Origin of the sequence: Polaribacter sp. SA4-12, from assembly GCF_002163675.1 — a bacterium.
Classification (GTDB): Bacteria; Bacteroidota; Bacteroidia; order Flavobacteriales; family Flavobacteriaceae; genus Polaribacter.
In genome coordinates, this window is record NZ_CP019334.1 from 2,724,216 (window position 1) to 2,738,221 (window position 14,006).

Consider the following 14,006-nt stretch of genomic DNA (forward strand, 5'->3'; position numbering starts at 1 on the left):
CCTTTTTTAGTTTTCTTAAAAAATTATATATTATAATAAATTAATGGTTTTTATAAGGTTTTCTTTAAACATTTTTCCTTATAAAGTAATTTTAATTTTTCCCCAAAAAAATTATCCCATTAACTTTATTATTTAAATAAAAGCAAATGATTTTTATACAGATATTTCCACCACCAGCACCACCACCACCACCGCCAGGTCTTCCAATAGATACTTGCTTGGTATTTTTAATGATTATTGGAGTTTTTTATGGAGTCTTAAAAAATAGAAAAAAACCGATGTCTTTTCAAAGAAATATTATAAGTAAATGATTTTTATGAACAATACGAAAGGAACTCTAGAAGTTGTAGTGTTTTTTACAATAATTTTTACAATGTTATTTATTTATCAAAAAGTATATTATAATAAAAATAAAAAATGATATTTAAGAATAAAATATCTAGTTTAAGGTTGCTCATTTTACTTTTAACTAGTAGTGTTTTTTTAACAGCGTATGTAACCAATATACTACAGATGAAACCTCCTATCGAAATAAAATTGACTTAGAGAATAGTAATAGTTGAGCTTTAGTTGATTTTTTTTTGCTCAAAAGATGTTTAACCCATTACTAGGTTTAGAATTTAAAACATTTTACAACTAAATGACAGTTGGCGTTCAATATTTTTCAAATACAGCCCATTTATTTTATTATTAAACAACTAAAATGATATTTACACTAATAGCTAAAATACTTCCATTAGATTCTGTTTTTTATTTATTATTAATAATTAGCATTATTTATTGTATACTAATTCTTAGAAAGAATACTATTAATACACATTTAAATTCTTGTCCTTTATGCGATTCTAAAGCGTTAAGTAGAACAAATAGAAGTAAATTTTATACGTATCTTTCTATAACTTCAAAAAAATATTATTGTAATGGTTGTAAAAAAAGGGATAGAATTCTTTTTTTAACTAATAAGAATAGAAAAAGAAAAGAGAAACAATAGTAATTTTTTTACTAGAAAATATAGCCAAAGAAAAAGGATATAAAATTATTTGGTTAGATGCTATGGATGAGCAACCTCAAGCATTCCAATTTTATAAAAAACTAGGATATAAATATCATTCTCATACTTTTTTAGAGTACGATTTATTACATAAAGAGGTAAGAAAAATGAGTCAGGTTTATAAAGAAATCAATTAATTTTAAAGATTTTAGACATAAAAAAAAGCCTCTACCAGAGGCTTTTTTTTATTGTATAATTTATTACTTAGAAAGTAGCTTTACAATCCATAAGATTAAATACAATCCAAGACCAAAACCTGCTAGTAAAAAAGCAACTACAAAACCTATTCTAATAAACTTTGCTTTAACATTTATTTTTGGACTTAACCAATCTGAAACTCCTAATATCATAATTTTTTTATTTTTTAAATTTGATTCAAAAATATTAAATATCGTTATTTAATAGATTATTATTTCGGTGAATGTTCATCTTTAAACGATGAAATTTAAACAAATTATACACCAGTACTTCCAAAACCTCCAGCACCTCGTTCTGTTTCACTTAAAACTTCAACTTCTTGCCAATTTACACGTTCGTGTTTTGCAATAATTAATTGCGCAATTCTTTCGCCATCATTAATTACAAACTCCTCATTAGATAAGTTGACTAAAATTACACCAATTTCACCTCTATAATCAGCATCTACAGTTCCTGGAGAATTTAAAACAGTAACTCCTTTTTTAGCGGCTAAACCACTTCTAGGTCTCACTTGTGCTTCAAAACCAATTGGTAATGCAATAAATAAACCTGTTTTTACAATGGCTCTTTCTAACGGTTTTAAAGTAATAGCTTCTTCAATATTTGCTCTTAAATCCATTCCTGCTGCTCCTTCAGTTTCATAATTAGGAGTTGCGTGTTTCGATTTGTTAATTATTTGTACGTTCATTGTTATTATAAATTATATAAATATGTAATTACTTCTAAAAATTCTGCTTTCCAGAAAGACTCAGTATGCTTTCCTCCAGGTGCAATTTTAGTTTTAATATTATCTGATGGAAAACCACTGTCTATCAATCGTTCTGCCATATTATCTGTGTCAGGAACCATAGAGGCTCCTTCTTTATCACCAACTAATAAATATAGTTTTGTGTTTTTCTGATTTCCATTTTGTTCTGCAAAATCATTTACTTTATTAGAAAACCAAAAAGAGGTAGAAAGCGCACCAATTTTACCAAAAATATCAGGATGTTTTAATCCGCCATAAAAAGAAATTAATCCACCCAAAGAACTACCAATAATAGCAGTGTTTTTTGCTTCTGAGTTTGTTCTGTAATTTTTATCAATAAAAGGTTTTAAAGTTTTTACTAAAAAATCGACATATATTTCACCTTTTCCTCCACCGTATTTTAGGTTTTTCCAAGGTGTGTATGCTTCAATTCTATGTGTTCCTCCGTTTTCTACACCAACAACAATAAAGCTTTTTCCTTTTTTTTTATAAAGTGAATTTAAGGTTTCATCAACACTCCATTCTCCAACAAAAGAAGTAGCATCGTCAAATAAATTTTGAGCATCATGCATATAAATTACATTATACTTTTCTTTTGAAGCATCATAATTTGGAGGCAAATACAACCAAATTTTATGTGAAATATCATTTAAACCATCAACAACAAATTCTTTCTCTAAAATGGAAACATTGGCTGCTTTTGTAGATTTTTTCTCTTCTACTTTAGTTTCATCTTTTTCTTTCTTACTTGGTATTACCTTACAGGATGTTATCAATAGAAAAAGACATAAAAAAAGTGAAATATTTTTGATCATAAGTAAGTTTTCTAACCTTACAAATATAATAATTCACAAATGCATTCATCAATAGATACTAATTTTATTACTTTTGATGTATAAAATGGAGAAAAGATGAATGAGCAGAAAAAAATAGCGGTATTTGGAGGTGGTAGTTGGGCAACTGCTATTGTAAAAATGTTGAGTGAAAATTTAGAAACAATTGGTTGGTACATGAGAAATGAGCAAGCAATTGAACATATTAAAGAAAATGATCATAATCCAAATTATTTACGTTCTGCAGATATTTTTGCACGTCAATTAGATTTATCATCTAATATAAACTACATCGTTGAAAATTACGATGTACTTATTTTTGCAATTCCTTCAGCTTTTTTAACAAGTGAATTAAAAAAATTAGAAACTTCTTTAGAGAATAAGATTATTTTTTCTGCAATTAAAGGAATTGTACCAGAAACAGGTTTAATTATTGGAGAACATTTTAATAAAGAATACAACATTCCATTAGAAAATATTGGTGTAATTACAGGTCCTTGTCATGCAGAAGAAGTGGCAATGGAACGTTTGTCATACTTAACAATAGCTTGTCAAGATGAAGAAAAAGCTGAATTTATAAGTAATTCATTAAAAAGCTGGTATATAAAAACGAAGATTTCTGATGATATTATTGGTACTGAATATGCTGCGATGTTAAAGAATATTTATGCTGTTGCTGCTGGTATGGCGCATGGTTTAGGTTATGGAGATAATTTTCAGGCGGTATTAATGAGTAATGCTATTAGAGAAATGAAACGTTTTATTAAAAAGATTCATAAGATGAAACGAAATATTAATAACTCTGCTTATTTAGGTGATTTGTTAGTTACTGGTTATTCTGTTTTTAGTAGAAACAGACAATTTGGGAACATGGTTGGTAAAGGATACACCGTTAAATCTGCTCAAATGGAAATGAGTATGATTGCAGAAGGGTATTACGCTACCAAGAGTGCATTTAAAATGAAAGAAGAAAGTGGTGCAAACACTCCTATTATAGATACTGTTTACAATATTTTATATGATAATAAAAGCCCTCAAAAAGAATTTAAAAAATTGACAGATAAATTAGATTAATTGTTTAATTTTGAACATTGTTATTAATTATTAAACATTGTTTATGAAAACAATACAAGAAGTTGTAGAAAGCACGATTAGAAAAACACCTTTTATTGAAGAAGCTTTAAATGAAAAGTTGATAAATGTTTCTTCTTTAGCCAGAATTATTTTACCAGAGGTATCAGCTGCTTTAAAGAAAGATGTAAAAGTTGGTGCTGTTATGATGGCAATTAACAGACTTTCTCCTGCAAGTGAATTGCGCATTAGAAAGAACATTAAAAAATTAGCTTTAGATTTAGGTGATGTTATTGTTCGTTCTGACTTATGCGATTTTACTTTTAAAAATACGCCATCTTTATTAAGAGAAATTGCAAAAATTCTAACTAAATCTTCAGAAAATACTGATTATTTTTTAACAGTTTCTCAAGGTATTTTTGAAACCAATATTGTTACAAGTAAAAATTTACAACCTTTTGTTCAAGAAATTTTTGAACATGAAACCTTAACAAATAGAATGTTAGACTTGGCATCTATTACAATAAAACTGCCAGTTAAAAATCAAGAACAATCAGGTATTTATTACTTTATTTTAAAGCAATTAGCTTGGGCAGACATTCCTTTACAAGAAATTATTTCTACTACAAATGAAATGACAATTGTTGTAAAAGAGGAAGACATTAACCAAACATTTTCTATCTTAATGGATATGAAATTAAGCTAATTAAATGGCGAAACAAGATCCTTATGCAGCATTAAGAATAAAGCAATTTAATATCTTTCTGTTTGTTAGGTTTTTATTGGTTTTCGGTTGGTCTATGCAATTTATTGTCATTGAATGGCAAGTATATTCTATTACAAAAGATCCGTTATCTCTTGGAATAATTGGGTTGATGGAAATAATTCCAGCATTTACAATGGCTTTATTTGCAGGTCATATTGTAGATCAAAACGAAAAAAGAAGTTTATTAGCAATTTGTACAGCCGCTTTTTCATTAATTAGTTTAGGGTTATTTCTCTTAACTACAGATAGGATTATTGGCAGTTGGTCTACAAACGCAGTTTTATATTCTATTTATGCATTGGTTTTCTTTGGCGGATTTTTACGCTCATTTTTTGGGCCTACAATTTTTTCTTTAGTCGCGTTATTAGTTCCTAAAAAAATATATCACAACGCTGCAACTTGGAGTACAAGTACTTGGAAAACAGCATCTGTTTCTGGAGCTTTATTTGGTGGTTTTTTTATAAGTTGGATTGGTGTTGATAAAACTTTATGTCTCGTTTTTATTCTAGTAATTCTATCACTTATATTCCTTTTTCAGATAAAGAAACAACCAATTTTAAATACAAAAATTGGTGAACCGATGAGAGATAGTTTAAAAGCAGGAGTGAAGTTTGTTTTTCAAAATAAAACAATTTTAGGAGTCTTAAGTTTAGATATGATTGCCGTTTTATTTGGAGGAACTGTCGCTATTTTATCTGTTTTTGCACAAGATGTTTTAAGAGTTGGTCCAGAAGGTTTTGGTATTTTAAATGCGTCTATTTCTATGGGTAGTATATTAACAATGTTTATAACAACCTATATTCCTATCAATAAAAATACAGGTAAGAAAATGTTGATTTCTGTTTTTGTATTTGGACTTAGTATTATTGCTTTCGGGTTGTCATCTATTTTTTGGGTAAGTATTTTAGCATTGTTTATAAGTGGTGCTGCAGATGGAATTTCTATGGTGATTCGTCAAACAATTTTACAATTAAAAACACCAGATGATATGAGAGGAAGAGTATCTTCTGTAAACTCGATGTTTGTTGGGTCTTCAAACGAATTAGGAGCATTTGAAAGTGGTTTAGCGGCTAAAATATTAGGACCCGTAGTTGCAGTTGTTTTTGGTGGAACGATGACTTTAATTACAGTTGTTGCAACAGGTGCTTTAAACCCAACTTTAAGAGATTTAGATTTAACAGCAGAGATTGAAGCCAACGAAAAAGAAGATTAATAACTCACGGATTCATTGAATTCAAGAAAATATTCAAGACAAAATTTTTACTATAAAAAAACCGTTTTTCGATCATCGAAAAACGGTTTTTAAGTATTTTTTTTAAAAGGTGTTATTTAACTAACACAAGCTCAGTAATAGATTTTTCTTTAACTTTTTCTCCTGTCAACTCTCCATCTTCGTCAGTTAATTCTACTTCTATTTCAGACCAAGTAATTGTGAATTTTTTATCTATAAATTCATTATCATATAAATCAATTTCGATCTCTTCTTTAATATCATAAAAGAGAATTTCCTTTTTATTTACGTCTTCAAATTTAAAATAATCATCTTCATTAAGACCTTTAAAGGTTGCAGTTAATGTATTTTCTATTACATTAATTTTAGAAGTAAAAGAAAGAGACGCTGAAATAAATAGCACGAATGCTACAGAATATAAAGTTTTCATAATTTTTAATTTTAAAGTTATTTTTTAATAAATATAGTAGCTCTTCTTTTTCCAAAAAAGAAGGTGCTTTTTGTTGAGGTGATAACGAACTATATTTTCATAAGCCTTAAAATTATTGATACTGTATATCAAATGTACATTTTTTTTCAATTGAAAATTAAAAATTATTTATTTTTTTAATTATTTATGAATTTTTTTTTTCAATAATTATTTTCGTTGTATTTATATTGTTTATCAGTGAGTTATAGTTTATGAAATCTGTGTTAAAAGTATCGTTTTGTCTTTTTAATAGAACCTTTGTTTACTTTTTTGATAACAAGGTTTAAATAAATAAAGAGTATTATTCTACAATAATTAACTTTTTTATAAATTGATAATATCTTCGACAGGCGCAGGCCGATGATATGCATTTAATGGGTGTTTTAAATATAAAAATGAGCCTATTAAAGTTTATTTACTCAAAAGTAGTAGCAATATTTATATGCTTATTCAATTCTTTTAAGTGTTTTTCTGTTGTTTCCTCATCCCAAGAAAAATGAGTTTTAAATAAGTCTAAAACAAGTTCTTTGAACAAAAACACACTGTGTGTGTCAAAAAATAAACGTCCGGTTCTACGCATAAAGAAATCTGTAGGAGAGCAAGTCATTTCATAATTTATAGTAAACCAAACTTCTGCTTTTATCATTTTCTCTTGCATATTATCGTGCATTAAATCATCAAATTTCTGCAAAATGATATCAGTCTGTTTTCCATAATTATGAACTAAATATTCTGCATCTTTTTGATTAAAATCTACTTCTGCAATTCTATTATAAATTGCATCTGTATAGCTTTGTACCTCTTGATAGTTTTTAAAAGTTCCACCAGAAAGTGCAATTTCTTTTGTTTTTATTTCATCAAATTCTTTATCAAACCTACGTTTGTACTTTTTTGCAACTAAATCTACAATACGTTCTGCCATTTTTCTGTAACCCGTTAATTTTCCTCCGGCAATAGAAATCAATTCAGTATCAGAAACAAAAATTTCATCTTTTCTAGATAATTCTGAAGCAGATTTTCCTTCTTCATGAATTAAAGGACGTAAACCAGCCCAAGAAGACTGAACATCATCAAGTGTTAAATTAATTTCAGGAAACATATTATTAACAGCAGAAATTAAATAAGTTGCGTCTACCAAGTTTGTAGTTACATTGTTTTTATCTTTCTGGTAGTTGGTATCTGTTGTTCCAAAATAAGTAACTTTTCCACGAGGAATTGCAAACATCATTCTTCCATCTGGCACATCAAAATAAACAGATTGTTTTACAGGTAATTTTTCATGAGCAACTACTAAGTGAACACCTTTGGTTAAGTGTAAACGTTTACCTGTTTTAGAATGATTCGTTTGTCTTAAATCATCTACCCAAGGCCCTGTTGCATTTACAACATACTTTGCTTTAATATCAAAACTTGAGTTAGAAAGTGTGTCTTTTACTGTTGCTCCTACAACTCTATTATCTTCATAAATAAAGTCTTTAGCTTCTGTATAATTTAGTGCACTTGTATCGTAATTTAAAGCTGTTTTTAATACTTCTATTGTTAAACGAGCATCATCTGTTCTGTATTCTGCATAATAGCCTGCACCGTTTAAAATACTTTCTGGTAGTAAAGGTTCTTTTTCTAATGCTTCTTCCTTATCTAACATTTTACGTTTATCTTCTCCTTCTACAGAAGCTAAAATATCATATACTTTTAAGCCAATAGAAGTTAACCATTCTCCATATGTTCCACCTTCAATTAAAGGCAAAATCATTTTTTCTGGAACGACTAGATGTGGAGCTAAATCATGTACAATTGCACGTTCTGTTCCTACTTCTTTTACCAACCAAAAATCGAATTGTTTTAGGTAACGTAAACCTCCATGAATCAGTTTTGTAGATTTACTTGAGGTTCCAGAAGCAAAATCATTCTTTTCTATTAAAGCAACTTTCATTCCTCTTGAAGCTGCATCTAAAGCGATTCCTGCACCAGTAATTCCTCCTCCGATTATTAATAAATCAAATTCGGTAGCTTGTAAGTCTTTGGTAATATTTTCTCTGTTAAAAAATGAAAAGTTATTCATGATAATGTTAAAATTTAAGGATAAAATATTAAAAAGTTTATATTTGTTAGTAAACTACAAAAAAAGTTAAAAAATACCCGTATGAAATATAAATACTTCAAAGAAATTATTTTCGTTTTATTCTTTACTTCATTTTCTATTGTTGCTCAAAATATTAAGGAGAAACAAAGGATAACTAAAGATTACGATTTAACAAAATTACAAAATCTAAAGGAAGATTATTCTTCAAATTTTATAAAAGAAAAAAACAGAGCTAATCTTTTAGCAACACAAAGAGGTTGGAAACTAAAATTTAAGGATGCTAATGGATCTTCTTATGAATTAATGAAGATATCTAAGGAAGGAGCACCTTTATATTATAAAACATACAACGTTAATGCTGCAATTTCTACAAGAACAAATTACTTACATAATAATGGAGGTCTTGGTTTAAATCTAGAAGGTCAAGGAATGACGGCTTATGTTTGGGATGGAGGTATAGCAAGAGAGACTCACCAAGAATATGATGGAGATGGAGGAGAAAATAGATTTTCTGTAGGAGATGGATCTACAGAACTAAATTATCATGCAGCTCACGTAATGGGAACCATTATTTCTTCAGGTTTTGAAGCTGCTGCAAAAGGAATGGCACCAAAAGCAAAAGGAATTGGATCTGATTGGAGTAATGATTTGTCTGAGGTTACATTTGCAGCTGCAAATGGAATGTTAGTTTCAAACCACTCTTATGGTATTGCTGCTAGAAATGATGATAATGAAGTGCAAATTCCAACATATTATTTCGGAGCATATATTAGTTCGTCTAGAAATTGGGATAACATTATGTATAATGCGCCTTATTATTTAATGGTTGTAGCTGCAGGAAACGATGGAAACGATAATACTGCAAATTTAGAACCGTTAGAAGGAAATGCTGGTTATGATAAACTAACGGGTAGTTCAACTGCTAAAAATGGTTTAATTATTGCAAACGGACAAGACGCATTAATAAACGATGATGGTAGTTTATTATCAGTAACTAGAAATACAAGTAGTTCTGAAGGACCAACTGATGATTTAAGAATTAAGCCAGACTTAATGGGAAATGGATCTGGGTTATATTCTACTTATGATTCTGCAGATGATGCATATAATTCTATTACTGGAACTTCAATGGCATCTCCAAACGTAACAGGTTCTTTGTTATTATTGCAACAACATCATAAAGAAACATATGGTAACTATATTAGAGCAGCTACTTTAAAAGGTTTAGCGCTTCATACTGCAGATGATACTGAAATTGCTGGACCAGATTCTCAAACTGGTTGGGGATTGATGAATAGTAAAGTTGCTGCTGAAACAATTACAAAAAATGGTTTCGAATCTTGGATTTCTGAAGAGGTTTTAACAAATGGAAGTTCGTATTCTATTACTGTTAAATCGGATGGTTTAAATCCGTTATTAGCTTCTATATCTTGGACAGATAAACCAGGGGTTGCAAGTGAAGGAACTATAAATGATGCAACTGCTGCTTTAGTAAATGATTTAGATATTAAAGTTACTAGAGAAAGTGATGAATACTTACCTTGGAGATTAACAGGGGTTTATAGTAATGAGAAAGGAGATAATTTAGTAGATCCTTATGAAAGAGTAGATATTGAAAACCCAACAATAGGAGAATACACAATAACAGTTACTCATAAAGGAACCTTAGAAGAAGATCAAAGATTTTCTTTAATTATTACAGGTATTTCTGGTGAGTTTACTTTTTTAGCTGATAGTTCAGAGAAAGCATTCTGTTCAGATTCAGATGCTGTTTTTGATTTTGAATATAGACAAGTTGTTGCTGGAACTACACAGTTTTCAGTTTCAGGGGCTGATGAGGCAATGTCTGTTGCTTTCTCAAAAGAATCACTTAGTGATAATGGAACTTTCAGTTTAACTATTGGAAATTTAAAAGATGTATCTGCAGGTCCATATAGTATTGATGTTATTGGTGATAATGGAAATGAAATTCAGAAAAGGACTATAAGAGTAGTTGTTTATCATGAAAATTTTGATGATAACCCATCTGAATTAGAGTTTCCAACAAATGGACAGAAAGCATTATCAAAGAAAACAACACTAGGTTGGAAAAAGAATTTGAATGCTGAAAATTATGTAGTAGAATTGTCTGATTCACCTAATTTTACGAACATTATATTTACTGATGATGTATTAGCTTTAACAGCAGATGTTGATGGTTTAGTGGAAGATTCTGTATATTATTGGAGAATAAAACCAAAAAACAGATGTGGTGATGGAGTATATTCATCTACTTTTAGTTTTCAAACAGGTGTTACAGATTGTACAAATACATATACAGCTACAGATTTCTCTATGGCTAGTATAGATGCTGCATCATCAAATGTTACAGCTACTGTACCTATTAATGTTACAGAAAACTTAATTGTTAATAAAGTACTTCTTACTACAGATATCTCACATACTAGTGTTAATGAATTAAAGATTTCATTAGAAGCTCCTGCTATTACTGGAGGAGGTAAAGTTGTTCTTTTATCAAATGTTTGTGGTAGTATAGCAGATATAAGTAACGCAACTTTTGATGATGCTGCAGGTAGTTTATTTTGTGGTTTTTCAGCCCCAGCTGTATCCGGTTCAATAGCACCAGAAAACAATATGAGTGATCCTTTCTTAGGTGAAAGCGCTTTAGGAGAATGGAAAATTATAGTTGAAGATAATACTGAGCTAAATGGAGGTCAAATTAATTCAGTATCTATTACTATTTGTTCATCAGTAGCAAATACAAGTATTCCTACATTCTCATCAACAAACTTAGTTTTAGATGGTAATACAAATTATGTAATAACTGCTACTAATATGAATGCTTCTAGTACTTCAGAAACAGCAGAACAACAAATCTATACCTTAGTTGAGTTACCAATAAAAGGAGATCTTAAAAAAGAGGGTACAGCGTTAGTTGCTGGAGATACTTTTACACAAGCAGACATTACATCTGGTAAAATTACTTTTACAAATTCTGAAACTGGTTCTTTTTCAGATCAATTTATAGTAGACATCACAAATGATGCTAAAGGTTGGTTACCAAACCAAATAATTACGATTCAAGAAGGTGTTTTAAAAACAAATGAATTTTCTTTAAACGAAGTTTCTTTATGGCCAAACCCTGCAAAAGGAATTTTAAATGTAAAAATTAATAATGTGAATAATGAAGATGTAAAAATTTCATTATTTGATTTACAAGGAAGAAAAATAAGTACTTCTGTAAACAAAGTTAATAGCACAATTTTCACAAAAGAAATTGATACAAAAAATGTTTCTTCAGGAGTGTACTTATTAAGTATAGAACAAGGAAACAAAAAAGCAACTAAAAAGATTATTATCTCTAAATAGTTACTGTAATAAATTAATAATTAAAAAGCCAGAATTGATATTCTGGCTTTTTTTATTTTAAAATATCTGTTGGTAAACCATCAATACTTGTTTGATTTCTGTCTTCCCAATATTGTTTAATTCCTTCTTTACCTTTATCAGCAGCCCAATCATTTAATTCATTTCGTTCACTCTTGTACTCGAAAAATGGAATTGACATTCCACAAGAAGTTTGTGCAGATTCAATTGTGATATCAAAAATCTGACGCGTTCCTGGTGTTTCTGGAAAAAGTGTAATTAAATCATTCCAATTAGCATCACCTTCTTTAATTTCTTTTCCTTTTCCGTATAAACGCAGAATATTAGGAGCGCCTTCAAAAGCACAAAACATAATTGTAAGTCGGTCATTTTCTAATAAATGAGCAGCAGTTTCGTTTCCACTTCCTGTAACATTCAACCATAAAACACGGTTTTCATCAACAACTCTAAAAGAATCCATTCCTTTTGGTGATAAATTAATTCTACCAGAATTAGGAGCTGTAGCAACAAAAAATATTTTTTGAGCTTCTATAAATTTCTGAAGTCTTGGTGTAATCTTTTTATAAATTTTTGACATAAAAACGTTATTTAACGCTGACAATTTACAAAATATCGATTGATAAAATGTTTTATAAATTACTACCTTTAACCAAAATAAATTTTCTCTTTTATGGAATATGGATTTCTTTCAGTAATACCACCAATTGTTGCCATTATTTTAGCCTTAAGAACCAAGCAAGTATATATTGCTTTGTTATTCGGTATCTGGTTTTCTTGGTTGATTATAGAAGGCTGGAATCCGCTTGACGGAACCTTAGCAATGATTGAAGGAATGGTCAACGTTTTTCAATCTAAAGGAAACACAAGAACCATAATGTTTAGTGCTTTAGTAGGTGCTTTGTTAATATTTATTCAATATTCTAGAGGAGTCGAAGGTTTTATCAACATCATCAATAGAAGGTTAGTAAAACTAGAAGATAAAAAAACAGGTTACAGTAGAGTAATGGTACAAGTTTTGGCAACTTTTACGGGGGTATTACTGTTTGTTGAAACAAGTATAAGCTCTTTAACAGTTGGTACGTTATACCGTCCTATTTTCGATAAAATGGGAATCCCAAGAGAGAAGTTGGCATACATCGCAGATTCTAGTTCCGCACCTTCATCCATCTTAATTCCTTTTAATGCTTGGGGAGCTTTTATAATGGGACTTTTATTAACACAAGGAATTGAGAAACCATTTTCTGTGATGATGAGTTCTATTTGGTATAACTTTTATCCTTTGTTAGCAATTGCAATTGTGTTCATTGTTATTCTTACAAAAAAGGACTTTGGTCCGATGAAAAAAGCAGAGAAAAGAACAAAAGAAACTGGCGAATTAATGAACAAAGGTTCTAAGCCAATGGTTTCTGATGAAATTACTTCATTTCCGCCAAAAGAAGGAATACCAGCCAAAGCATATAATATGATTGTACCGCTTTTGGTTATGGTTTGTATGATGCCAATTAACCTAATTTATACAGGTTGGAGTTCCGTAGAAAACGCAACATCATTTTTTAATCACGCTACAGAAGCAATCGGAAAAGGTTCTGGTTCATCCTCTGTTTTATACGCTGTAATTACAGCACTTTTAGTTGCTATGATTATGTATTTCATTCAAGGAATTATGAAGCCAAAAGAAGCTGTAAATCTAACATTAAAAGGAATTAGTGAGTTAATGCCTTTGGCTTTATTAATGTTGTTGGCATTTGCTATTGGTGATGCTTGTAAAGAATTAGAAACCGGAATTTATGTGGCAAATGCTACCAAAGAATGGTTGTCGCCAGAATTATTACCCGCAGTTGTTTTTATAATTAGTTCTTTTATTGCATTTTCTACAGGAACTTCTTGGGGAACATTTGCAATTATGTTAGCAATTTCTGTTCCTATGGTAAATATTCACGGAGCAGATATTACAATTGTAGTTGCTGCAACTTTAGGAGGAGGAATTTTTGGAGACCATTGTTCGCCAATTTCTGATACTTCCATAATTTCCTCAATGGCTTCTGCAAGTGATCATATAGACCACGTAAAAACACAATTACCTTATGCCTTAATTGGTGGTGTCGTTACCGTTATTTTGTATTTAATTATTGGGTTTTGGGGATAAAATAAGCGCAGTTCTTAACTTTT

At 29.7% G+C, this 14,006-nt stretch carries 12 protein-coding genes; 6 read left to right on the forward strand and 6 right to left on the reverse strand.

What is annotated here, in order from left to right:
- Positions 1-146: 146 nt before the first annotated feature.
- Positions 147-311 (forward strand): hypothetical protein, encoded by a 165-nt coding sequence (locus BTO07_RS17335; RefSeq protein WP_157663337.1) that lies wholly within the window; start codon positions 147-149, stop codon positions 309-311.
- Between the two features lie 940 nt (positions 312-1,251).
- On the opposite strand, the gene BTO07_RS17340 is transcribed toward BTO07_RS17335, so the two are convergent.
- The 3 genes from BTO07_RS17340 to BTO07_RS11740 form a co-directional block, all read right to left on the reverse strand.
- Positions 1,252-1,401, reverse strand: coding sequence for a PspC domain-containing protein (locus BTO07_RS17340; RefSeq protein ID WP_157663338.1), 150 nt, complete (start codon positions 1,399-1,401; stop codon positions 1,252-1,254).
- 104 nt (positions 1,402-1,505) lie between these two features.
- The gene (gene dut / locus BTO07_RS11735; protein WP_087521409.1) at positions 1,506-1,937 is read right to left on the reverse strand and encodes a dUTP diphosphatase; all 432 of its coding nucleotides are present in this window, start codon (positions 1,935-1,937) and stop codon (positions 1,506-1,508) included.
- A gap of 5 nt (positions 1,938-1,942) precedes the next feature.
- Complete coding sequence (locus BTO07_RS11740; RefSeq protein ID WP_087521410.1) at positions 1,943-2,812, reverse strand: alpha/beta hydrolase; 870 nt, start codon at positions 2,810-2,812, stop codon at positions 1,943-1,945.
- 96 nt (positions 2,813-2,908) lie between these two features.
- On the opposite strand from BTO07_RS11740, the gene BTO07_RS11745 reads away from it, so the two are divergent.
- The 3 genes from BTO07_RS11745 to BTO07_RS11755 are packed head-to-tail and all read left to right on the forward strand — an operon-like array spanning position 2,909 to position 5,880.
- Entirely contained in the window at positions 2,909-3,904 is a 996-nt protein-coding gene (locus BTO07_RS11745; RefSeq protein ID WP_087521411.1) for an NAD(P)H-dependent glycerol-3-phosphate dehydrogenase, read from the forward strand.
- Positions 3,905-3,947: 43 nt separating this feature from the next.
- Complete coding sequence (locus tag BTO07_RS11750) at positions 3,948-4,607, forward strand: hypothetical protein (protein ID WP_087521412.1); 660 nt, start codon at positions 3,948-3,950, stop codon at positions 4,605-4,607.
- A gap of 4 nt (positions 4,608-4,611) precedes the next feature.
- Positions 4,612-5,880 (forward strand): MFS transporter, encoded by a 1,269-nt coding sequence (locus BTO07_RS11755; protein WP_087521413.1) that lies wholly within the window; start codon positions 4,612-4,614, stop codon positions 5,878-5,880.
- A gap of 112 nt (positions 5,881-5,992) precedes the next feature.
- Here the strand turns inward: BTO07_RS11755 and BTO07_RS11760 are convergent, their stop codons facing one another.
- Together BTO07_RS11760 and BTO07_RS11765 are read right to left on the reverse strand one after the other, a co-directional pair.
- Positions 5,993-6,328 carry a hypothetical protein gene (locus tag BTO07_RS11760; protein WP_087521414.1) on the reverse strand — a complete coding sequence of 112 codons (336 nt, stop codon included), beginning with the start codon at positions 6,326-6,328 and terminating at the stop codon, positions 5,993-5,995.
- Between the two features lie 454 nt (positions 6,329-6,782).
- Entirely contained in the window at positions 6,783-8,429 is a 1,647-nt protein-coding gene (locus tag BTO07_RS11765) for a glycerol-3-phosphate dehydrogenase/oxidase (protein ID WP_087521415.1), read from the reverse strand.
- Positions 8,430-8,510: 81 nt separating this feature from the next.
- Here BTO07_RS11765 and BTO07_RS11770 point away from each other — a divergent pair, with 81 nt between their 5' ends.
- Positions 8,511-11,819, forward strand: coding sequence for a S8 family serine peptidase (locus BTO07_RS11770; protein WP_087521416.1), 3,309 nt, complete (start codon positions 8,511-8,513; stop codon positions 11,817-11,819).
- Between the two features lie 52 nt (positions 11,820-11,871).
- Here BTO07_RS11770 and BTO07_RS11775 read toward each other — a convergent pair whose 3' ends face one another.
- Entirely contained in the window at positions 11,872-12,414 is a 543-nt protein-coding gene (locus BTO07_RS11775) for a pyridoxamine 5'-phosphate oxidase family protein (protein ID WP_087521417.1), read from the reverse strand.
- A gap of 93 nt (positions 12,415-12,507) precedes the next feature.
- Here BTO07_RS11775 and BTO07_RS11780 point away from each other — a divergent pair, with 93 nt between their 5' ends.
- Positions 12,508-13,983, forward strand: coding sequence for a Na+/H+ antiporter NhaC family protein (locus BTO07_RS11780; protein ID WP_087521418.1), 1,476 nt, complete (start codon positions 12,508-12,510; stop codon positions 13,981-13,983).
- Positions 13,984-14,006: the final 23 nt, after the last annotated feature.

What these genes read in the sequence shown, in the direction of transcription:
- BTO07_RS11750 (WP_087521412.1), top strand. Translation starts at nt 3,948, where the DNA reads ATGAAAACAATACAAGAAGTTGTAGAAAGCACGATTAGAAAAACACCT.
- BTO07_RS11775 (WP_087521417.1), bottom strand. Translation starts at nt 12,414, where the DNA reads ATGTCAAAAATTTATAAAAAGATTACACCAAGACTTCAGAAATTTATA.
- dut (WP_087521409.1), bottom strand. Translation starts at nt 1,937, where the DNA reads ATGAACGTACAAATAATTAACAAATCGAAACACGCAACTCCTAATTAT.
- BTO07_RS11770 (WP_087521416.1), top strand. Translation starts at nt 8,511, where the DNA reads ATGAAATATAAATACTTCAAAGAAATTATTTTCGTTTTATTCTTTACT.
- BTO07_RS11745 (WP_087521411.1), top strand. Translation starts at nt 2,909, where the DNA reads ATGAATGAGCAGAAAAAAATAGCGGTATTTGGAGGTGGTAGTTGGGCA.
- BTO07_RS17335 (WP_157663337.1), top strand. Translation starts at nt 147, where the DNA reads ATGATTTTTATACAGATATTTCCACCACCAGCACCACCACCACCACCG.
- BTO07_RS11760 (WP_087521414.1), bottom strand. Translation starts at nt 6,328, where the DNA reads ATGAAAACTTTATATTCTGTAGCATTCGTGCTATTTATTTCAGCGTCT.
- BTO07_RS11765 (WP_087521415.1), bottom strand. Translation starts at nt 8,429, where the DNA reads ATGAATAACTTTTCATTTTTTAACAGAGAAAATATTACCAAAGACTTA.
- BTO07_RS11780 (WP_087521418.1), top strand. Translation starts at nt 12,508, where the DNA reads ATGGAATATGGATTTCTTTCAGTAATACCACCAATTGTTGCCATTATT.
- BTO07_RS11755 (WP_087521413.1), top strand. Translation starts at nt 4,612, where the DNA reads ATGGCGAAACAAGATCCTTATGCAGCATTAAGAATAAAGCAATTTAAT.
- BTO07_RS17340 (WP_157663338.1), bottom strand. Translation starts at nt 1,401, where the DNA reads ATGATATTAGGAGTTTCAGATTGGTTAAGTCCAAAAATAAATGTTAAA.
- BTO07_RS11740 (WP_087521410.1), bottom strand. Translation starts at nt 2,812, where the DNA reads ATGATCAAAAATATTTCACTTTTTTTATGTCTTTTTCTATTGATAACA.